The organism is Pandoraea sp. E26 (assembly GCF_000681415.1).
GTDB classification, from domain to species: domain Bacteria; phylum Pseudomonadota; class Gammaproteobacteria; order Burkholderiales; family Burkholderiaceae; genus Pandoraea; species Pandoraea pnomenusa.
Genome location: NZ_AYXJ01000002.1, coordinates 186,139 through 206,631, shown reverse-complemented (window position 1 = coordinate 206,631; position 20,493 = coordinate 186,139). Strand labels below are relative to the sequence as shown.

Annotated in this window: 17 protein-coding genes; 6 read left to right on the top strand and 11 right to left on the bottom strand. The window is 65.6% G+C overall.

Translation table 11 applies throughout. The features are described 5' to 3' along the window. Positions 1-95: 95 nt before the first annotated feature. The 4 genes from W930_RS0100970 to W930_RS0100955 form a co-directional block, all read right to left on the bottom strand. The gene (locus W930_RS0100970) at positions 96-611 is read right to left on the bottom strand and encodes a DNA-deoxyinosine glycosylase (protein ID WP_023596725.1); all 516 of its coding nucleotides are present in this window, start codon (positions 609-611) and stop codon (positions 96-98) included. Positions 612-618: 7 nt separating this feature from the next. Next, positions 619-1,251, bottom strand: a complete 633-nt coding sequence (locus W930_RS25525) for a chorismate lyase (RefSeq protein ID WP_023596726.1) — start codon at positions 1,249-1,251, stop codon at positions 619-621. Positions 1,252-1,348: 97 nt separating this feature from the next. Then, positions 1,349-3,235 (bottom strand): molecular chaperone HtpG, encoded by a 1,887-nt coding sequence (htpG, locus tag W930_RS0100960; protein WP_023596727.1) that lies wholly within the window; start codon positions 3,233-3,235, stop codon positions 1,349-1,351. A 247-nt stretch (positions 3,236-3,482) separates the two neighbouring features. Further along, complete coding sequence (locus W930_RS0100955; RefSeq protein ID WP_072619095.1) at positions 3,483-4,928, bottom strand: PLP-dependent aminotransferase family protein; 1,446 nt, start codon at positions 4,926-4,928, stop codon at positions 3,483-3,485. A 291-nt stretch (positions 4,929-5,219) separates the two neighbouring features. Between W930_RS0100955 and W930_RS25520 the strand changes: the two genes are divergently transcribed. The 5 genes from W930_RS25520 (at position 5,220) to W930_RS0100930 (ending at position 9,294) form a co-directional block, all read left to right on the top strand. Next, entirely contained in the window at positions 5,220-5,567 is a 348-nt protein-coding gene (locus W930_RS25520) for a DUF2917 domain-containing protein (protein ID WP_023873805.1), read from the top strand. A gap of 103 nt (positions 5,568-5,670) precedes the next feature. After that, positions 5,671-6,357 (top strand): VOC family protein, encoded by a 687-nt coding sequence (locus tag W930_RS0100945; protein WP_023873803.1) that lies wholly within the window; start codon positions 5,671-5,673, stop codon positions 6,355-6,357. 72 nt (positions 6,358-6,429) lie between these two features. Further along, on the top strand, positions 6,430-7,326 hold the full coding sequence (locus tag W930_RS0100940; protein ID WP_023873802.1) for a DMT family transporter: 897 nt from the start codon (positions 6,430-6,432) through the stop codon (positions 7,324-7,326). A 142-nt stretch (positions 7,327-7,468) separates the two neighbouring features. Continuing rightward, on the top strand, positions 7,469-8,659 hold the full coding sequence (locus W930_RS0100935; protein ID WP_023596732.1) for a PLP-dependent aminotransferase family protein: 1,191 nt from the start codon (positions 7,469-7,471) through the stop codon (positions 8,657-8,659). Between the two features lie 179 nt (positions 8,660-8,838). Next, on the top strand, positions 8,839-9,294 hold the full coding sequence (locus tag W930_RS0100930; protein ID WP_023873801.1) for a RidA family protein: 456 nt from the start codon (positions 8,839-8,841) through the stop codon (positions 9,292-9,294). Between the two features lie 111 nt (positions 9,295-9,405). Here W930_RS0100930 and W930_RS0100920 read toward each other — a convergent pair whose 3' ends face one another. Then, positions 9,406-10,671 (bottom strand): MFS transporter, encoded by a 1,266-nt coding sequence (locus tag W930_RS0100920; protein WP_023873799.1) that lies wholly within the window; start codon positions 10,669-10,671, stop codon positions 9,406-9,408. 141 nt (positions 10,672-10,812) lie between these two features. On the opposite strand from W930_RS0100920, the gene W930_RS0100915 reads away from it, so the two are divergent. Then, entirely contained in the window at positions 10,813-11,736 is a 924-nt protein-coding gene (locus W930_RS0100915; protein ID WP_023873797.1) for a LysR substrate-binding domain-containing protein, read from the top strand. Positions 11,737-11,741: 5 nt separating this feature from the next. On the opposite strand, the gene W930_RS0100910 is transcribed toward W930_RS0100915, so the two are convergent. The 6 genes from W930_RS0100910 to W930_RS0100885 all read right to left on the bottom strand — a co-directional run bounded on the left by W930_RS0100910 (position 11,742) and on the right by W930_RS0100885 (position 20,398). Then, positions 11,742-12,194 carry a CopD family protein gene (locus tag W930_RS0100910; RefSeq protein WP_023596734.1) on the bottom strand — a complete coding sequence of 151 codons (453 nt, stop codon included), beginning with the start codon at positions 12,192-12,194 and terminating at the stop codon, positions 11,742-11,744. A gap of 12 nt (positions 12,195-12,206) precedes the next feature. Further along, entirely contained in the window at positions 12,207-14,543 is a 2,337-nt protein-coding gene (gene parC / locus W930_RS0100905; protein WP_023596735.1) for a DNA topoisomerase IV subunit A, read from the bottom strand. A 197-nt stretch (positions 14,544-14,740) separates the two neighbouring features. Beyond that, on the bottom strand, positions 14,741-15,676 hold the full coding sequence (locus W930_RS25515) for a lytic transglycosylase domain-containing protein (protein WP_235195471.1): 936 nt from the start codon (positions 15,674-15,676) through the stop codon (positions 14,741-14,743). Continuing rightward, complete coding sequence (locus W930_RS0100895) at positions 15,657-16,064, bottom strand: DUF4399 domain-containing protein (RefSeq protein ID WP_023873794.1); 408 nt, start codon at positions 16,062-16,064, stop codon at positions 15,657-15,659. The genes W930_RS25515 and W930_RS0100895 overlap by 20 nt, the downstream gene beginning before the upstream one ends. A gap of 117 nt (positions 16,065-16,181) precedes the next feature. Beyond that, positions 16,182-18,161 carry a DNA topoisomerase IV subunit B gene (locus tag W930_RS0100890; protein WP_023873793.1) on the bottom strand — a complete coding sequence of 660 codons (1,980 nt, stop codon included), beginning with the start codon at positions 18,159-18,161 and terminating at the stop codon, positions 16,182-16,184. Positions 18,162-18,466: 305 nt separating this feature from the next. Next, positions 18,467-20,398: an ATP-binding cassette domain-containing protein gene (locus W930_RS0100885; RefSeq protein ID WP_023873792.1), complete on the bottom strand. Its 1,932-nt coding sequence runs from the start codon at positions 20,396-20,398 to the stop codon at positions 18,467-18,469. Between the last annotated feature and the right edge of the window lie 95 nt (positions 20,399-20,493).

The window sequence follows — 20,493 nt, the reverse complement described above, 5'->3', positions numbered from 1 at the left end:
ACACGCCCGATGCGCTCGACACAACCGGTGAGCCCGATGTGCGCGCATACGCACGACACGCAGCAAACGCCGCGTTCGCCGCCCCTGCCAGGCGCTCACGTCAGCCAGTCGCGCAACGCGAGCCACGCATCGCGCTTGGTCGCGTAGGGAATGGTGTATGCCGGGCTGCTCGACGGCAGAAGCAACACCGGCAGCGCCAAGCCGCCTTGCGCGAGCGCACGCTGGCCGATGCGGGCCGCCGTCCCGCCGTTGAACGCCACGGCGCGCAACGTCGGCAACGTGCCGATCAGACCCGCGAGGTCGCTCCCGGCGTGCAGGCGAATGTTGCTGTCGAGGCTGCCCTCACGGCGCGCCTGCGCCACGACATCCCACAATCCGACGCCATGCGCGAGTACCGCCTCGAGCCGCTGCGCGTAGGGCAGCGAAGGCAACGGTTCGCCGATCACCTCGCCCACCAGATGCCAGAAGCGATTCTGCGGATGCGCGTAATACTGCTGCTGCGCGAGCGAGACTTCGCCGGGCAGGCTGCCGAGAATCAGCACGCGCGTTCGCGCGTCCACCACCGGCGGGAAGTTGCGTTTCAGATCGGAAAGATCGCCAGGCAATGCCATGGACGGCTCACGCATGCGCCTTTGGCCCCGATGCGCTCTGGCGCGCTTGTGCGGCATGTGCGGATTCGGTCGCTTGCAGGCGCCGCCAGAAGCGGGGCAGGAAGGCTTCGGTGACCAGCAACGGTGCTCCGTGTCGCAGGAAAACCGAGCGCCGCGCCCACAGCCGCGCACGCGGGTTGGCACCGATGAGCGGATCCCGGGCATCATGCCGGGCACGGCCGTGCAGCAGATGGCGCGGCCCCAACGGACTCGACACCAACACGGATCGCGTGACCGCGGGATCGTGATAGAGCAGATCGGCCAACGGGCGCGTGCGCAAACGGCGCATCGCCTGCCAGATCGACCGGCTGTAAGTGAGCGGCGTCACACTGTGCGCCACGACCACGGGCTCGCCATCGACGAGCAGGATGACGTCGCGCGCCCACATCGGCGTGCGCGGCGCCACACCGATCGCGCGGCACTGATCGGCATCGGCCGGCATGACGCGCTCGGCAACGACACGTACGCTCACGCGCCCGAGCGCACACAGATGACGCGTAAGCGCGCCGCCCCGCGTCAGCCAGTCCTTGTGATGACGCGAGAGCGCCGGCGCCGGGACGGCCTGCCAACGCCGCCCGCTTACATCGAATCGGAAAGTCATGGCTCGGCATTATAAGGGGGCTGCGCACCCCCTTGCTTGCTCAGGACAGCGCGGGCGGGCGAGAACCGCATCGGCACATCGCCCGCGCGAGCGGCGCTCAGCGTGCCGTGAGCAACAGCGCGTTAGTGCGCTTCACGAACGCGGCCGGATCTTCCAGACTGCCGCCCTCGGCGAGCAGCGCCTGATCGAACAGCAGGTGCGTCCAGTCGGACAGATCGGCGCTCTCGGCCGTCAGTCGCTTGACCAGCGCGTGGTCCGGATTGATTTCGAGAATCGGGCGGAACTCGGGCATTGTCTGGCCGGCGGCTTTCATCAGACGCTGGAGCGTACCGCTCATGTCGTTCTCGTCCGAGACCAGGCACGACGGCGAATCGGTCAGGCGGAACGTCACGCGCACGTCCTTGGCCTTCTCGCCGAGCACTGCCTTCATCTTTTCGACGAGCGGCTTCAGGTCGTCGCTGGTCTTCTCCTTGGCAGCCTTCTCTTCGGCATCTTCCAGCGCGCCCAGATCCAGATCGCCGCGTGCCACGCTCACGAGCGCCTTGCCGTCGAAATCGTGCAGGTAGGAAAGCATCCATTCGTCCACACGGTCCGTGAGCAACAGCACTTCCACGCCCTTCTTGCGGAACACTTCCAGATGCGGGCTGTGGCTTGCCGCCACCCAGCTCTCGGCCGTCACGTAGTAGATCTTGTCCTGACCGTCCTTCATTCGGCCCACGTAGTCCGCCAGCGACACGGTCTGCTCGGCGGAATCGTTGTGAGTGCTCGCGAAGCGCAGCAGCCTGGCGATGCGCTCGCGGTTCGCATGGTCCTCGCCCGTGCCTTCCTTGAGCACCTGACCGAATGCCCCCCAGAACTGCGCGTACTTGTCCTGCTGGTTCTCGGCGAGGTCCTCGAGCAGGCTCAGCACGCGTTTCGTGCAGCCTTCGCGAATCGCCTTCACGTCGCGACTTTCCTGAAGGATTTCGCGCGAGACGTTCAGCGGCAGATCGGCCGAATCGACCACGCCGCGCACGAACCGCAGGTAGTTCGGCAGCAACTGCTCGGCATCGTCCATGATGAACACGCGCTTGACGTACAGCTTCAGTCCGCCATGCGAATTGCGGTCCCAAAGGTCGTACGGCGCGTGGCCGGGCACGTACAGCAGCTGCGTGTATTCGCTGCGGCCTTCCACGCGGTTGTGCGTCCACGCGAGCGGCGGTTGCGTGTCGTGCGCGATGTGATGATAGAACTGCGTGTACTGCTCGTCGGTGATGTCGCTCTTGCCGCGGGTCCACAACGCGCTGGCCTGGTTGACGGTTTCATCGGCCTCGGCCGGCACCATCGCCTGTTTGTCCGCATCCCATTTCTCGCCGCGCATGACGATCGGCAACGAAATGTGATCGGAATACTTGCGGATGATCGATTGCAACTGCCACGACGAGAGCAACTCGTCCTCGCCTTCGCGCAGATGCAGGGTGATCGCCGTGCCGCGCGCGTCGCGCTCGATGGTCTCGACCGAGAAGTCGCCCTCGCCCGTCGACGACCAGCGAACGCCTTCGGACGCCGGCAGGCCGGCGCGGCGCGATTCGACCGTCATGCGGTCCGCCACGATGAAGCCCGAGTAAAAGCCGACACCGAACTGGCCGATGAGCGCGGCATCCTTCTGCTGGTCGCCCGACAGACGCGAGAAGAATTCGCGGGTGCCCGACTTGGCGATCGTGCCCAGGTGCGCGATGGCTTCCTCACGGCTCATGCCGATGCCGTTGTCCTCGATGGTGATGGTGCGGGCGTCCTTGTCGAAGGACACGCGAATCTTGAGCTCCGGATCCTGCTCATACAGCGCGGCGTTGTTGATCGCTTCGAAGCGCAGCTTGTCGGCGGCGTCCGAGGCGTTGGAGATCAGCTCGCGCAGGAAGATTTCCTTGTTGCTGTACAGCGAATGAATCATCAGTTGCAGAAGCTGTTTGACTTCCGCCTGAAAGCTCATGGTTTCTTGCGCCATGGTCGGGAACCTCGTGAATCGGTGAGATGGATGGAATGTCGACGCGAACCGCCGCCGGGCGCACTTGCGCGCGCGCTGCCGCGCCGGCGGTACATGCTGGAACATAGGGACGGGCGACCGGCATTTCAAGGCCGCCGGAAGGGTTATTTTGCCGCGAGATGCACGACGATGTGGCGCGTACCGACAAGACTCGGCGATGGCCCCGCCACCGCCGGTGGCGCGCACCGCAGGTTACGGACCTCAGGCCTTACGCGGCCATTTCAAGCTGGCGGGCGAGGAACATCAGCATGGCGGGGTCGCTGGAACAGGCGATGTTCATGCGCATCCACGTGCTGGGCGCCTGACGCGGCGAGAACAGCGCGCCGGGCGCGAACAGGAAGCCCGCCTCGTGACCGGCCGCCGCGATTGCATTCGTGTCGACGCCCGTGTCGACCCAGAGGAACATGCCTGACGTCGGATCGCCGAACATGCGCATTCCCATGCGCTCCAGGTTGCGCCGCGCGCCGTCGCGAACCTCGTCCAGGCGCGAGCGCAGACGCTCCACGTGGCGCCGGTAGTGTCCCTCGGTCAACGCCTTGTAGACGATGCGTTCGTTGATCTCCGGCGTGGTCGAGCCCGACAGCATCTTGTGGTCGACGAACGTCTTTGCCAATGCTGGCGAGCAGGCCACGAACGCCACGCGCAGGTTGGCGGCGAGCGTCTTGGAGAAACTGCCCATGTAGATCACGCGCTTGAGCTGATCGAGGCTCGCCAGGCGCGCGACCTGCTGGTGCGGTGGGCACAGGTCGCAGTAGATGTCGTCTTCGAGCACCATGAAGTCGTACTGCTCGGCGAGCCGCAGAATCTGGAATGCGCGCGCCGGCGTGAGCGATGTGCCGGTCGGGTTCTGCAGAATCGAATTGAGGATGAGCAGCTTCGGCCGGTGCTGCTGCACCAGACGCTCCAGCGCCTGCATGTCGAGCCCGTCGGGGGTGTAGGGGACCCCGACCGTGTGGGCGCCCTGCGACGCGATCCGGCCGAACACGACGAACCACGCCGGATCGCCCACCAGCACGGTGTCGCCCGCGCGCACGTAAAGCCGCAGCAGGAAATCGACCGCTTGCGTGATGCCCGACGTCAGCACGATCTGCTCCGGGCGTGCGCCGATTTCCAGTTCGGCGAGCTGGGTCTGAAGCTGCATGCGCAGCGGCAGGAAACCGTGCGGATTGCCCGCCTGCAACAGATGCGCGCTCGACTGACGGCTCATCGAGCGCATGGCCGACGTCATCATGTCGGCGTCGAGCCAGCTCGACGGCAGATATCCCATGCCCGGCCCGCGCTCGGGCGCCACCTGATGCAGCATGCTGCGCACGAGCCACGCCACATCGAGCGGCCCCTGGGCCACCATGGGTGCGGCAGCGTTCTGCGGCGGCATCACCGGCCGTTCGCGCACGTAAAACCCCGAGCCGCGACGTGCTTCGAGATACCCCTGCGCCACCAGCCGCTCGTACGCTTCGACGACCGAGAAACGTGACACGCGCTTGTCTTCGGCCAATGCGCGAATCGACGGCATGCGCATGCCGGGCAGGAACACGCGCTCCTCGATACGCAGGCTCGCCCAATGCACGAGCTGATCGACGAGCGTCATGCGCGCGGTGTCGAGCGCCGCGTTGTCCGCAAGGACCAGCGGGGAAATGCGGTTCGTTGTCGTCATCGTCCATCCACCTTCGCGCCCCCTCGGATGAGGGGCGCGCTGCGCCAAACCTACGGAACGCACCGGTTGTGCCGGTGCCGGCGTTTGCGGTGGGCGCCTCCGACAGGTGACGCCCTTCCGGCTGACAGTTGCCTCGTGGTCAAAGTGTCAGCCCCATTCCGCTCATGGGTCGCCACTTTACGCCAGCCACATTCCCTGTCAATCCCGAACTGTACCGAAGATTAGATGCGCATCTGTATCGGTACTGTACCGGCATTAACCGATAAAGTGTCCCCTCAACTGGAGACCGCCATGCGTGAAATCCGACTCTTCGAACTGGACCGGGATCAGACCGTCTTCTGGCAGAGCCCGGCTGCCGACCTGCCGCAATCGCTTCAGGTCCTGCAAGGCCTGCTGTGGCTGACGGTGGAGGGCGAACCCGCCGACCACTGGTTGCGGGCGGGCGACAGTTTCGAAATCCGCGCGGGCCAGCGCGTGTGGCTGGGAACCTGGAACGAAGGCGCCCGGTTGCGCGTGAGTCAGCCGGCCCCCACACTCTCGGCCATCGCCGGATCGCGTGCACCGCGCGCGGGCCGCCTCGCCTGGCGTCTGGTGTGGCGGGATCTGTCGGCCCGCCTGACGAGCCGCGCGGCGACATGAGCGCTGCGCGGATGCACCGGTATCGCGTCGCCGTGCACGTTGTCGAATGCGCGACGGCCCCACGAGCCGGAGTAAGCTATCGGTTTTGCCGTCTGAACCCACTATGTCCACACCCCACGCCCTGAAACTGGACCATCTCGTTGTCGCCGCCGCCACGCTGGAAGCCGGCGAGGCGCATGTCATCGAGCAACTGGGGTTGAAGGACGTCGTGCCGCAGCGCGGCGGCAAGCACGCCCGCATGGGTACCCACAACAGCTTGCTGGGTCTGTGGGGCGGCGTCTATCTCGAGATCATCGCGATCGATCCGGAGGCACCCGCACCTGCGCGCCCGCGCTGGTTCGGGCTTGACGACGACGCGGTGCAGGCACGGCTGGCGCGCGGCCCGTATCTGGCGCACTGGGTGGCGCGCGTGGAGCGGCCTCGCTCGCTGCCGCGCTGGCAGGCGCAATACCCGACGCGCCTCGCGCCGGTGATCGAAATGCAGCGCGGCGTGCTGACGTGGCGGATCGGTGTGCCCGAGGACGGCAGCCTGCCTGCATGGCAAGGCGCCGGCGAGGGCTTGCTGCCGACGTTGATCCAGTGGGATTCGCCGCACCATCCGAGCGAGTCGCTGCCGTCCTCGGACTGCGCCGTGACCGCCTTGCGCGGCTTTCACCCCCGGGCGAGCGTCCTCAACGAACAACTGCAATGGCTGGGGGGCGACGCCTTGATTCGCATTGAAGACACGCTGGTCGAGCCGTCGCTCGCCGCCGAAATCGAAACCCCCGACGGGCCGCGCACCTTGCGCTGATCCGACACCGCCCACGATGCCCGGCACAACGCATGGCGGGCAGACGGACCCCGAGACACACGAGGCGACATCATGAATTCGCGCGAATCGCAGGGCATGCTGATCGGATTGATTGGCGTGCTCATTTTCAGCCTGACACTGCCGATGACGCGCATCGTCGTGGCGGAGGTCAACCCGCTGCTCAACGGACTGGGTCGCGCGCTCGTCGCCGCCGTGTTCGCAGGGGCGCTGCTTTGGTGGCGACGCGAACCCTGGCCAACGCCGCGTCAGCTCAAGCGCCTCGCCGTCACCTCGCTCGGCGTGATCATTGCCTTCCCCGTGTTCTCCGCCTGGGCCATGAAGACGATTCCCGCGTCGCACGGCGCGGTGGTCAACGGCCTGCAGCCCTTCTTCGTTGCCATCTATGCCTACTGGCTCGGTGGCGAGCGTCCGTCGCGCGGCTTCTGGGTTTGCGCCCTGGCGGGCAGCGCACTGGTGATCGCGTTCGCACTGCGCGCCGGGGGCGGTAGCCTGCACGCGGCAGACGGTCTGATGCTGCTCGCCGTCGTCATCGGTGCACTCGGTTATGCCGAAGGCGGCAAGCTCGCGCGCGAAATGGGTGGCTGGCAGGTGATCTGCTGGGCGCTCGTGGTGTCCGCGCCGGTATTGCTCGTGCCCGTGGGCTGGCTCGCGTGGCATCAGCCGTGGCCGGTGAGCGCGAAGGCCTGGGGCGCGTTCGCCTACGTCACGTTGTTCTCGCAATTCATCGGGTTCTTCGCGTGGTACGCGGGCCTCGCCATGGGCGGCATCGCGCGCGTGGGCCAAGTACAATTGCTTCAGATTTTTTTCACGATTGCATTGTCCGCGCTGTTCTTCGGCGAACAGGTCGACACCGTCACTTGGCTGTTCGCCGCGGGCGTGGTACTGACCATTGCACTCGGCAAGAACATGAAGATCGGCGCCTCGCGACTCACGGGCAAACCGGTCTGACGACGCTGCGGCGGCGCGTGCGATCCTTGCGCCGCCCCGCGTCTGCCCCCTGACGCCTGCGCCTGCCCTCACGCCTTCGGCACCCGCGGCGTCCGACACTCGCGGCGATACGCAAACGCCGCACCATCCAAGCGAGACCATCATGCATGATTGGCAATATTCGGAACGTGCCCGCAATCTGACCAGCTCGGCCATTCGCGAGATCCTGAAGGTCACGGAGCGCCCGGACGTCATTTCATTCGCCGGCGGCCTGCCCTCGCCCGCCACGTTTCCCGTCGCCCAGATGCGCGCTGCCGCCGATCGCGTACTGACCGAATCGCCGCAGGCCGCCCTGCAGTACAGCGCGACCGAAGGCTTCGCGCCGCTGCGCGAATGGATCGCAAAGCGCTACTCGCGCGACGGCCTTACGCTCGCCCCCGAAAACGTGCTGATCACCACGGGCTCGCAGCAGGGGCTCGATCTGATCGGCAAGATCTTCATCGACGAAGGCAGCCGCGTGCTCGTGGAAGCGCCAAGCTATCTCGGGGCATTGCAGTCGTTCTCGCTGTTCTCGCCCGAGTACGTGCCTGTGCCGACCGACGACCACGGCCTGCTGCCAGAAGCGCTCACGCCGGCGTTGGTGCAGGGCGCACGCTTTCTGTACGCGATGCCGAACTTCCAGAACCCGACCGGTCGTCGCCTGCCGATGGCACGCCGCGAAGCGTTGGCGGCCGTGGCCAGGCGCGACGGCCTGGCGATCATCGAAGACGATCCGTATGGCGAGCTGGACTACGAGGGTCAGCGTCTGCCGAGCCTGATGTCACTCGCGCCCGAGCACGTGCTTTACATGGGATCGTTCTCGAAGGTGCTGGCACCGGGTCTGCGCCTGGGGTTCATCATCGGGCCGCAGGCCGTCATCGCCAAGCTCGTGCAGGCCAAGCAGGCCGCCGATCTGCACACGCCGAGCCTCACGCAGCGCATCGCGTACGAAGTCGTGAAAGACGGCTTCCTCGACACGCACATTCCGTCGATCCGCACGCTCTATGCCGCGCAGGCGAAGGCGATGCTCGCCTCGCTCGCCCGGCACATGCCAGCCGATGCGACGTGGACGACGCCCGCCGGCGGCATGTTCATCTGGTTGACATTGCCCGCAGGCATCGACACCATGCAGTTGCTGGAAAAAGCGATTGCGCAGAACGTGGCGTTCGTGCCCGGCGCTCCGTTCTACGTCGGCACGCCGCAGTCGAATACGCTGCGACTGTCGTTCGTGACGGTGCCGCCCGACAAGATCGAAGTCGGTGTGGCGCGTCTGGGCGCGCTCGTCGCCGACGCGCTCACGCGCCGCGCCGCCTGATCGGTGCGCGTGCCGGGGCGGTGTGGCTCGCACCGACCTGGCGCCAGGTGCCGCTGGCCCGCCACGCCGGCCACGCCCGCGCATCGCCAGCGCACTCGCCGGCGCCGTTCGATCGACGTCAATGACGTCCTCGTTGCGCCGGCCCGAATCCCATCAACGCCTCTGCAAGGAAGCTGTACATGTCCGTCTACGACAAACTGAAGCAACTGGGTATCGAACTCCCGAGCGCCGGCGCCCCCGCCGCCGCTTACGTCATGAGCGCCCAAACGGGCAATACTGTGTTCCTCTCGGGCCACCTGCCGAAGAAGGATGGCAAGATCTGGACCGGCAAGCTCGGCAAGGACGTGAGCGTCGACGAAGGCAAGGCCGCCGCGCGCGCCGTCGCCATCGAACTGATCGCCACGCTGCACGCACACACGGGCGACCTGAACAAGGTCAAGCGCATCGTGAAGCTCATGAGCCTCGTGAATTCGACACAGGAGTTCACCGAGCAGCACCTGGTAACCAATGGCGCCTCCGAGCTGATCGCGGAAGTGTTTGGCGACGCCGGCAAGCATGCCCGCTCGGCCTTCGGCGTGGCGCAGATTCCGCTGAACGCCTGCGTCGAGATCGAACTGATTGCCGAACTCGCGTGAATCCGGCATGCGCAAGGCGGCGCAACGTGCGCGCCTTGCGAACGGTGAATACGACAACAGCCACTCTCGGGTGGCTGTTGTGCTTTCGGCGGAAGCCGTTTCCGGCGTCGATCAGAGCGGCTTGACGTTGCCGTAAGCGCGACGCATGGCAACGGCAACGCCCAACGAGACGACCACCGTGACCGTGAGCAGCCCGACCACGCCGTACCAGCCGTGCGACTTGAGCATCACGCCGGAATAACTGCCAAGCAGGCTCGAGCCCAGATAATAGAAGAACAGATACAGCGCCGAAGCGATGGCCCGCCCCTGCGTCGCGCGCCGTCCGACCCAACTGCTCGCGACGGTGTGCGCCCCGAAAAAGCCGAACGTGAAAATCGCGAGGCCAATCACCACGCCCAGCACCTGCGACGCGAGCATCGTCAGCAACCCCACGAGCGACAGCGCGACCAGCACCCACAGCAGCCGCGGACGCCCCACGCGGTCCGACAGCGGGCCTGCGATGAACGAACCCACCACACCGATCAGGTACATCGCGAAAATCGCGCCGATGGCGGCGTGCGGCAACTGAAACGGCGGCGCCGACAGGTGAAAGCCCAGATAGTTGTAGATGCTCACGAAGCTGCCCATCATGAGACCGGCAAACAGATAGAGGCCCAGCAGCGCCGGGTCGCCCAGATGGCGGCGCGCATGTCCGAGCGCCTCACGCACCGTCATGTGGCGCGGCGTGAATCGACGCGACTGCGGCAGGCTTCGCGCGAACTCCAGGCCCATCGCGAGACACACCAGGCCGATGGCGGCAACCGACACCCGCCACGAGAACATGTCGGCGACGAAGGCCGAAAGCACGCGCCCTGCCATGCCGCCAAGAATGTTGCCCCCAATGTACAGCCCCATCGACATGCCGAGCGAGCGCTGGTCGATCTCCTCGCTCAGGTAGGCCATCGCGATGGCCGGCAATCCGGATAGCGCCAGTCCCTTGAGCGCGCCAAGAATGACAACCGTCTGGAAGTTGGTGGAAAACGCGCTGGCGATCGTGAGCACCGAGGAGCTCAGCAACGCGATCGTCATCATGCGCTTGCGGCTCACGCGATCGGCCGCCACGCAGGTCACGAGCAGCCCCAGCGCCATCATCATCGTCGCCCCCGACACCGACCAACTGGCCTGCGCCGGCGTGATACCGAACGTGGTGGTCAGCAGCGGCAACAGCGACTGCATGCAGTACAACTGCGCAAACGTCGAGAAGCCGCCGAAGAAGAGCGCCCGGCTGATGACGGCGTACTCGCGCGTGCCTCGGGCGATGCCCGCCGGAAGCGCGGACGCCGATTCGCCGCCTGCCGCCGCGCCCTTGGGAAAAGGAAGGGAATTCGTTGATGCCATGACGCCGGCCCGCCTCGCGCGAGCCAAGAATGAAATGTATACGACGAATGATAGGTTTGCCGTTACCCATCGTCCAATATATATTTAAGCGACATTTTCATATATAAAAGCAATCAATCGAGCACCGGCAAGGAGGCAGGGGTGGAACTGCGGCACTTACGTTACTTCATCACCGTGGCCGAGGAACTGCACTTCAGTCGGGCGGCGGAAAAGCTCAATATCGGGCAGCCCCCGTTATCGATGCAGATTCGCGCCCTCGAGGAGGAATTGGGGGTGGCGTTGTTCGAGCGCTCGCGGCGACGCGTCTTCCTGACGGCGGCCGGGCGGACATTCCTCGCGCGCGCGCGTCAGATCCTCGCGGATGCCGATGCGGCGCGCCGGGAAGTTCAGCAGATTGCCGGGCTCGATGCCGGGGAACTGCGCATCGCATTCACGACCTCGGCGCCGATGACGAATCTGATGAAGCGCGTGCTGACCGCTTATCGGCAACGATATCCGCGCGTGACACTCACGTTGAGCGAGTCGCCCTCGGAGCGCCAGCGCGATGCCTTGACCGAGCGCACGCTCGACATCGGTCTGCTGCGACAGGCGGAGGACGCACCGCCCATGTCAGGGTTGCATTTCGAAACGTTGATCGACGAAGCGCTGGTGGTCGTATTGCATCAGGGGCATGCACTGGCGCACCGGGAGAGCCTGTCGATCGCGGATCTGGCGAACGAGGCGTTCATCATGCATCCGCCCGACGTCGGGACGGCGGTCGATGGAAAGATCCGTCGCATGTGCGAGCGTGCGGGCTTCGCCCCGCGCGTCGTGCAGGAAGCGCGCGAGTCGACGACGATCGTCGCGCTCGCCGCCAGCGGCCTGGGCGTTGCGGTATTGCCCGAGGCGGTGCGTTGCATCCAGATCGAGGGCGTTCGCTTCAGGGCCCTGAGCGAGCCCGACGCCCATACCCCGCTGCTGCTGGCAAAGCGTCGCGACGACACCAGTCCGCTCGTTCAGGCCTTCGCGGCAATGTGCCGCGAAGTGGCCGGGCAGCTCGACGCGACGTCGCAGCAGGCAGACTGAGACGATCAGCCGCGCAGCGACGCGGCCAGCCCGATCACCACCACGCCGAGCACGAGATTGAGAATCACGAGGCGGCGAATGCCGTTCACCGCCGCCGCGCCGTCCGGCCACGACTGCGCCTGCACCGCCCGCTGCAGGCGCGGAAACAGGGCAAACCGGATGTGACCGAAGACGAGCATCATCACCACACCGATGCCGGCCATCGCATGCACTGGCCAGCGCGCGTGAAGGCCGCCCATGCCGAGCATCATGTGACCGCCCGAGAGCAGGATGACCACGATGGCCACCCCGACCCAGGTGAAGAAGCGCGTGAGCGCCGCCTCCCACAACGGCAGGCGCTGCTGCGGCGAGAGCTCCGACGACGCCGGGCGCAGGCACACCAGCGCGAAGAACATGCCGCCGATCCAGACGGCGACACTCACCAGATGCAGAAACAGACTGAAGGCATAAACGCTCATGCGTGACTCCCGTCAGGATGCCGAGGGCGCGGCGGGCAACACCGGCTCGAGCGAACGTGGTTTGAACGTCGCGAACTTGACGCCCGGCGCACGCCCCTTGCGCGCACGCTTGCCGATGTTCGGCGCCAGCGATGCGCCCGAGAGGGCCTCCGATTGCAACTTGCCGCCACGCACTTCGCCATGGACGATCACGCCGGCTTCGCTGATCGGCACTGCCGACACCAGCGTTTGCTTCGCTTCCAGTCCAATCAACGTAACGCCGCGTCCACCGCCGGTGAGCGACTTCATTTCGTCCATGCCGAAAACGAGCAGGCGACCGTCGCTCGACAGGCACGCCACGGCGCTTGCCCCCTGCCAGATCGGCGTCGGGGCCAACGGCTCGGCGCCCTCGTCGATGGTCATGAACGACTTGCCCGCCTTCACGCGACTGACCATGTCGCCCAGTTTGGTGGTGAAGCCGAAGCCCGCCGTCGTGGCCAGCAGCAATGGCTGCTCGCCCGACGCCGCGTAGTAGTGCAACAGCCGGGAGCCCGATTCGAGCTCGATCAGCGACGTCAGGGGCACGCCGTCGCCGCGCCCGCCCGGCAGTTGCGACACCGCCACCGAGTAGACACGGCCGTTGCTGCCCCAGGCGATGAGCGGATCCACGGTACGGCATTCGAATGCGCCGTACAAGGCGTCGCCCTGCTTGAACGAGAAGCCCTGTGCATCGAGCCCATGCCCCTTGAGCGCCCGGACCCAGCCCTTGGCGGAAACGACCACCGTGACGGGTTCATCGACCACGCGCGCCTCGGCCACCGCACGCTTCTCCTCCTGGATCAGCGTGCGCCGCTCGTCGCCGAACTGCTTCGCGTCGGCTTCGATTTCCTTGATGATCAGACGCTTCATCGCGCTGTCGTTGGCCAGCAGCTCCTCGAGCCTGGTCTTTTCGTCGCGCAGCGAGGCGAGTTCCTGTTCGATCTTGATCGCTTCCAGACGCGCCAACTGACGCAAGCGAATCTCGAGGATGTCCTCCGCCTGACGCTCGCTCAGCTTGAACGCGTTCATCAGCGCGGCCTTCGGCTCGTCCGACTCGCGAATGATCCGGATGACCTCGTCGATATTCAGGAAGACGATCATGCGGCCTTCGAGAATATGAATCCGGTCGTCGACCTTGCCCAGACGGTGGCGCGAGCGGCGCGTGACCGTTTCGAAACGGAAGCCGATCCACTCGGTGATGATTTCGCGAAGCGACTTCTGTCCCGGGCGCCCGTCGGCGCCGACCATCACCAGGTTGACCGATGCGCTCGATTCGAGGCTCGTGTGCGCGAGCAGCATCGTGATGAATTCCTGCTGGTCGATGCGGCTCGACTTCGGCTCGAACACCAGGCGCACCGGCGCGTCCTTGCCCGATTCGTCGCGAACGGCGTCGAGCATGCCGAGCACGGACTGCTTGAGGTTCTGCTGCTCGGGCGTGAGCGACTTCTTGCCCAGCTTGACCTTCGGATTGGTGATTTCCTCGATTTCCTCGAGCACCTTCTGGCCGGACGTGTTCGGCGGCAGCTCGTAGACCACCGCCTGCCACTGGCCGCGCGCCATCTCCTCGATCTTCCAGCGTGCACGTACCTTGAGACTGCCGCGCCCGCTTTCATAGGCGGAGCGAATCTCCGCGGCGCTCGAGATCAGCTGGCCGCCACCCGGGAAGTCCGGGCCCTGCACGTGCGTCATCAACTCCGCGTCGTCGAGCTTCGGATTGCGGATCAACGCCACGGCCGCCGACGCCACCTCGCGCAGGTTATGCGACGGAATCTCCGTTGCCAGGCCCACGGCAATGCCCGAGGCCCCGTTGAGCAGCACGAACGGCAGGCGCGCCGGCAACAGACGCGGCTCTTCGGTCGAGCCATCGTAGTTCGGCACGAAATCGACCGTACCCGCGTCGATTTCATCGAGCAGCAGTTTCGCGATCGGCGTCAGGCGCGCTTCCGTGTACCGCATGGCCGCCGCGCCGTCGCCGTCGCGAGAACCGAAATTGCCCTGGCCGTCGATGAGCGGATAGCGCATCGAGAAGTCCTGCGCCAGGCGCACCAGTGCGTCGTACGCGGACTGATCGCCGTGCGGATGGAATTTACCGAGGACGTCGCCGACCACGCGCGCCGACTTCACCGGCTTGGCGTCGGCCGCGAGGCCCATTTCGTTCATCGCAAACAGAATCCGGCGCTGCACCGGCTTCTGACCATCGCAAACGTCAGGCAGGGCACGGCCCTTGACCACGCTGATGGCGTAATCCAGATAAGCACGCTCGGCGTATGCGCCGAGCGTGAGCGTGTCGTCATCCGACGGTTGCGTAAAGAGATCTTCTACTTGTTCCATAAAACCTGTGGGTTTGCTGCGAACGTTTGGCGAATGTTCGGGGAGACGTCGACCGCGAGATCATACCAAGCTCGTCGGCACATTTCGGCAAAAAGCATGGGCGAACGGCAAAGCAAGTCGCGAATTCAGATTCGTGCGGGGTTGGCATCCGGACGGCGTCGCCGACCATCCGTCGTGGCCCGGGGTCGGGACGTGCGCTAGTCCGTGGCCGGCGGCGACGACAGCGCCGACGCCGGCGCCCGTGCCGACGCGTTGGGCAGCGTTGCCGGCACGACCGGCAGACCGGAGGGCGCGCCGAGGATGACGTGAATTCGCCCGTCACGAGATCCGCTCACCCGCGCCCCGCCGACCTTCGCCGCGCCCGCACGCAGTGGCGCGCCGGCGGCAGCGATGACGGGCGCGTCCGGATTGAAGCGGCGGTAAAGCTCGAGCACCGCGGCGACGTAGTCGCGCGTCTCGGCGTAAGGGGGAATCTGATTGGCGTGGCGCGCCACGGCCCCTTCGCCGGCGTTGTAAGACGCGAGCACGAGTTCGAGACGATTCGGATAGCGCGATTGAAGATCACGCAGGTAACGCGCCCCCGTCAGGACATTCGTCCGCGGATCGGTCAGCTTGTCGGCTACTGTGCGTCGTGCGTCGGCACGCACGCCGTAGCGCTCGCCCGTGGTCGGCAGCACCTGCATCAGCCCGACGGCGCCCTTCGGGGATACGGCGTCGCTGTCGAAGCCCGATTCGGCGGCGATGACCGCCTTGAGCAGCGCCGCATCGACGTGAAACTGCTTCGACGCCTGCGCGATCAGGGGCGCGAGTTTCTTCAGGTTGGGATGGCGCGCCAGCGCGTCGTAAAGGCGCGACCGGTCCGCGCCGCTGACGACACCGCCTTGCGACGCACGCAGGTCCACATTGCCGCTCGTGCCGAGCACCAGGCGATAACGTGCATCGAGCTTGCGCGCCGCAAGGTGCGCGACACCGTTCTCGTCGACGTAGCCATAGAGTTCGGCGTGCGCGAGCGGTGTCGCGGCAAGCAGCGCGGCTGCCAGCGCGACGCCCGCAAAACGCCTCAGGGACGCGGGCCGACGGATCGCGCGAAGCCGATCCGTCATCGGAAGTTGATTATTGCTGGCCTTTGACATGCACCTTGATCGTCTGGCTCATGGCCGGACCGTACGACCGGTGCGCACCGTCGGCGAACTGCATCGTCAACGTGTGGTCGCCCGGCGTGAGATTGACCGTCGTCTCGGTCTGGCCCTTGCCGAAATGCAGATGCGAGTCGTCTGCGGGTACGACCTGACCTGCCGGAATCGGATCGCCGTCGATGATGAGATGGTGATGGCCGGTGTTGGCCACCACTTCCCCAACCGGTTTGACCGTCATGCCCTCGACGCCGAACTTGACCACCACCGGGTTGCTCACCACGGCCCCATTGGCGGGCGCTACGAAGAAGACGCGCGGCTGGGCCGACTGTGCCAGAACGGCAGTGCTTGCGCACGCGAACGCCAACGGCACGACAATGCAACGCATGGAACGCAACATAACGCGACTCCCGGTAGGGTGGAGGTTGGATTATCCCATTATGTGAGCGCTCACGCTCGCCTGGACGTGCGCGAGGCTCCTATCGTGGGAAAGATTGCGAGCCGCTCAGATGTCGGCTTCGACTTCGTTGCCCTTGGCCTCGAGCCAGCTGCGGCGCTGGGCCGCCTCGCCCTTGCCCATGAGCATGTTCATGCGTGCGACCGTGGCATCGAAATCGAGGCCGCCAAGCGCCACCGGGCTCAGCCGGCGGGTATCGGGGTTCATGGTCGTTTCCCAGAGCTGCTCCGCGCTCATCTCGCCCAGCCCCTTGAAACGGCTGATCGACCACGCGGTCTCGCGCACCCCGTCCTTGCGCAGCTTGTCGAGAATCGACTCGAGTTCGCCTTCGTCCAGCGCGTAGAGCTTCTGCGCGGGCTTCTTGCCACGGGCCGGCGCATCCACGCGATACAGCGGCGGACGCGCAACGTAGACGTGGCCCTTGGCGATGAGTTGCGGAAAATGCCGGAAGAATAGTGTGAGCAGCAGCACCTGGATATGCGAACCATCGACGTCAGCATCGGAGAGGATGCAGATCTTCCCGTAGCGCAGGTTCGACAGGTCCGGCGTATCGTTCGCGCCGTGCGGATCCACACCGATGGCCACGGCGATATCGTGCACTTCGTTGTTGGCGAAGAGGCGATCGCGCTCGGTCTCCCACGTGTTGAGCACCTTGCCGCGCAACGGCAGGATCGCCTGAAACTCCTTGTCACGCCCCATCTTCGCCGACCCACCCGCCGAGTCGCCCTCCACGAGGAAGAGTTCGTTGCGCGTGATGTCCTCGGTCTCGCAATCGGTCAACTTGCCGGGCAGCACCGCCACCCCTGAGCTCTTCTTCTTCTCGATCTTCTGACCGGCGCGCGTGCGCGCCTGGGCCTGACGGATCACGAGCTCGGCGAGCTTCTTGCCGTGCTCGACATGATGGTTGAGCCACAGCTCGAGCGCGGGGCGCGTGAACGACGACACGAGACGCACGGCATCGCGACTGTTCAGGCGTTCCTTGATCTGCCCCTGGAACTGCGGATCGAGCACCTTGGCCGAGAGCACGAACGACACGCGCGAGAAGACGTCCTCAGGCAGCAGTTTCACGCCCTTGGGCTGGAGATTGTGCAGTTCGATGAAGCCGCGCACGGCCTGGAACAGCCCCTCGCGCAGGCCGGATTCATGCGTGCCGCCGGCAGGCGTGGGAATCAGGTTGACGTAAGACTCGCGCACTTGCGCACCGTCTTCGGTCCAGGCCACGACCCACGCGGCGCCCTCGCCTTCCGCAAAGCTGTCTTCGTTGCCGTCGGCGAAACGCTCGCCTTCGAACAACGGAATGAGCGGCTCCGCGCCGTTGAGCGATTCGACCAGATACCCTCGCAGGCCATGCTCATAGAACCAGCTCTGCGCTTCGCCGTTCTTCTCCTGGCGCAACGTGACGCGCACGCCCGGCAACAGCACGGCCTTCGAGCGCAGCAGGCGTTGCAACTCGCCCAGCGGCAATGTGGGGCTATCGAAGTATCGGGCGTCCGGCCAGACCGTGACACGCGTGCCACTCCTCTTCTCGCCACGTTGCGCAGCACGCGAGTGCAGCGCAACGCTGACGTTGCCGCCGTCGGCGAATTCGAGCTCGGAGACCTGACCGTCGCGCCAGACCGTCACGGCCAGCCGCGTGGCCAGGGCGTTCGTCACCGACACACCCACGCCGTGCAGGCCGCCCGAGAAGGTGTACGCGCCCCCGGCAGCCTTGTCGAACTTGCCACCGGCGTGCAGCCGCGTGAAGACGATTTCGACCACCGGCACGCCTTCTTCCGGATGGATGCCGACCGGAATGCCGCGACCGTCGTCCTCGACGCTCACGGAGCCATCCCGGTTCAGGGTGACGAGAATCTCCTTGCCGTACCCGCCAAGCGCTTCGTCCGACGCGTTGTCGATGACTTCCTGAATGATGTGCAGCGGGTTTTCCGTGCGGGTGTACATGCCCGGGCGTTGCTTGACCGGCTCAAGGCCCTTGAGGACCTTGATGGACGCTTCGCTGTACTGGGCAGGCGTATTTTTTTTCGACATAGCGTGACTGAATTGGGGTTCGGCGCCCGCCGATTATCCACACTTCCTGTGGACAACCACGGGGAAAACCCATTAACACATGACAAAAGTGACGCCGGATCAACGACTTGAGTTGCGGCGCCCACATAATGGGCACTCGGTGCCCGTCCGACGTGCGGACGGCACCGCATGAATCGCGGCCTATTGTACTGTCACTCGCGGCGCCTTCGGGTTAGCGCGCCACGGTGCCAACGCAAGACGGCCGGACAACCGGCCGCCTGCGTGTCTTTCGTGTCGCGAAGGGAACCCCAACGCGACGAGCGCGATCAGGCGCTCTCGCCGCGCTGCTTCGCCTCGAGCACTTCCCAGCGTTCGAGCGCCTCGAGCAACTCCAGTTCAATCGCCTCGAAACGTTCGGACAGTGCCGCCCCGGCCGCCGGATCTTTCACAAAGATCGAACCGTCCTCGAGCCTGGCGGCCGCGTCTTTCTGCTCGTTCTCGAGCGCGGCGATGCGCTCGGGCAGCCCGTCGAGTTCACGCTGCTCCTTGTAGCTGAGCTTGACCGTGCGGTTCGTGCCGCGTCGGGTTGCGCTCGCGGCTTCCTTCGGCGCAACGTCCGCCGGCGCATGCTGTGCCGAAAGCGCCGCCGCGCGCGCGCTCTGCACCTGCCAGTCGGTGAAGCCGCCGACATATTCGCGCCAGTGGCCGTCGCCCTCGGCGGCGATCACCGAGGTCACGACGTTGTCGAGGAACGTCCGGTCGTGACTCACCAGGAACACCGTGCCGCTGTACTCCTCGAGCAATTCCTCGAGCAGTTCGAGCGTGGGGATATCGAGATCGTTGGTCGGTTCGTCGAGCACGAGCACGTTGGCCGGACGCGCGAACAAGCGCGCGAGCAGCAAACGATTGCGCTCGCCGCCGGAGAGCGACTTCACCGGCGAGCGGGCGCGCTCCGGCGAAAACAGGAAATCGCCCAGATAGCTCATGACGTGCTTGCGCGTGCCATTGATTTCGATCCAGTCACTGCCCGGGCTGATCGTGTCGAGCAGATTGCGTTCCGGGTCGAGTTGCGCGCGCATCTGGTCGAAGTACGCCACCTGCAGGTTCGTGCCCACGCGAATCTGTTCGCTGTCCGGCGCGATCTCGCCGAGGATCAGCTTGAGCATGGTGGTCTTGCCCACGCCGTTCGGTCCCACGAGACCGACCTTGTCGCCACGCATGAGCGTCGCCGAGAAGTCGCGCACGATCACGCGACCGTCGTACGACTTGGTGACGTTGGTCAGCTCCGCGACGATCTTGCCCGACTTCTCGGCCTGCGCCACGTCCATGCGCACGTTGCCCTGGATCTCGCGACGCTCGGCCCGTTCGTTGCGCATGGTCTTGAGTCGTTCGATGCGCGACACGCTGCGCGTGCGACGCGCCTCCACACCCTTGCGGATCCAGACTTCTTCCTGCGCGAGCAACTTGTCGAACTTCTCGTTCTCCACGCGCTCGACCTCGAGCTGGGCCGCCTTACGTTCCTGATATTGCGTGAAGTTGCCCGGGTAGGAGAGCAAATGTCCGCGATCGAGTTCGACGATGCGCGTGGCAACGCGATCGAGGAAGCTGCGGTCGTGGGTAATGAACAGCAGTGCACCGCGATAGCCGATCAGCAACTCTTCGAGCCAGCGAATCGCCTCGAAATCGAGGTGGTTGGTCGGTTCGTCGAGCAGCATCACGTCGGGCTTCGCCACCCAGGCCTGCGCGAGCGACACGCGCTTTTGCATCCCGCCGGAGAGCGCGCCCACGCGGGCATGGCCGTCGAGGCCGAGCTGCGCGATGGTGGTCTCCACGCGCGTCTTGAGCTGCCAGGCGTCGGCGGCGTCGAGCGACGACTGCAAACTGTTCAGGCGGGCGAGCAGCGCGTCGTGCTCCGCGCCCTCGGGTGCGTCGGCGAGCGCCTCGGCCGTGTGGTCGTAGTCGGACAGCAGCACGTGCAGATCGCCCAGCCCGAGTGCAACGGCGTCGAACACGCTTTGCGCCGGATCGAACTGCGGCTCCTGCGGTACATAGACCGTATTCAGGCCGGCCTGACGCGCAACGAGGCCGTCGTCGGGCGCGGTCAGCCCCGCCACGATCTTGAGCAGCGACGACTTGCCGGCGCCATTGCGTCCGATAAGCCCGACGCGCTCACCGGCTTCGAGCGAAAAATCGGCATTGTCGAGCAATGCCACGTGACCGAACGCCAACTGGGCGCCGGTGATGGAGTACAAGGCCATGTGTCGGGAAACGCGTGAACTGCGATGGAAGATATTGTAGTGCCGGGTGCATTGCCCCGGCCGAAATTGCGGCACCCGCGGCGACAACATCCGCC

Bases quoted from the DNA above. Each gene is read 5' to 3' on its own strand.
- W930_RS0100895 (WP_023873794.1), bottom strand. From the start codon at position 16,064: ATGCGTTGCATTGTCGTGCCGTTGGCGTTCGCGTGCGCAAGCACTGCC.
- W930_RS0100910 (WP_023596734.1), bottom strand. From the start codon at position 12,194: ATGAGCGTTTATGCCTTCAGTCTGTTTCTGCATCTGGTGAGTGTCGCC.
- W930_RS25520 (WP_023873805.1), top strand. From the start codon at position 5,220: ATGCGTGAAATCCGACTCTTCGAACTGGACCGGGATCAGACCGTCTTC.
- W930_RS25525 (WP_023596726.1), bottom strand. From the start codon at position 1,251: ATGACTTTCCGATTCGATGTAAGCGGGCGGCGTTGGCAGGCCGTCCCG.
- W930_RS0100970 (WP_023596725.1), bottom strand. From the start codon at position 611: ATGGCATTGCCTGGCGATCTTTCCGATCTGAAACGCAACTTCCCGCCG.
- W930_RS0100945 (WP_023873803.1), top strand. From the start codon at position 5,671: ATGTCCACACCCCACGCCCTGAAACTGGACCATCTCGTTGTCGCCGCC.
- W930_RS25515 (WP_235195471.1), bottom strand. From the start codon at position 15,676: ATGTCAAAGGCCAGCAATAATCAACTTCCGATGACGGATCGGCTTCGC.
- W930_RS0100935 (WP_023596732.1), top strand. From the start codon at position 7,469: ATGCATGATTGGCAATATTCGGAACGTGCCCGCAATCTGACCAGCTCG.
- htpG (WP_023596727.1), bottom strand. From the start codon at position 3,235: ATGGCGCAAGAAACCATGAGCTTTCAGGCGGAAGTCAAACAGCTTCTG.
- W930_RS0100955 (WP_072619095.1), bottom strand. From the start codon at position 4,928: ATGACGACAACGAACCGCATTTCCCCGCTGGTCCTTGCGGACAACGCG.
- W930_RS0100885 (WP_023873792.1), bottom strand. From the start codon at position 20,398: ATGGCCTTGTACTCCATCACCGGCGCCCAGTTGGCGTTCGGTCACGTG.
- W930_RS0100920 (WP_023873799.1), bottom strand. From the start codon at position 10,671: ATGGCATCAACGAATTCCCTTCCTTTTCCCAAGGGCGCGGCGGCAGGC.
- W930_RS0100940 (WP_023873802.1), top strand. From the start codon at position 6,430: ATGAATTCGCGCGAATCGCAGGGCATGCTGATCGGATTGATTGGCGTG.
- parC (WP_023596735.1), bottom strand. From the start codon at position 14,543: ATGGAACAAGTAGAAGATCTCTTTACGCAACCGTCGGATGACGACACG.
- W930_RS0100930 (WP_023873801.1), top strand. From the start codon at position 8,839: ATGTCCGTCTACGACAAACTGAAGCAACTGGGTATCGAACTCCCGAGC.
- W930_RS0100890 (WP_023873793.1), bottom strand. From the start codon at position 18,161: ATGTCGAAAAAAAATACGCCTGCCCAGTACAGCGAAGCGTCCATCAAG.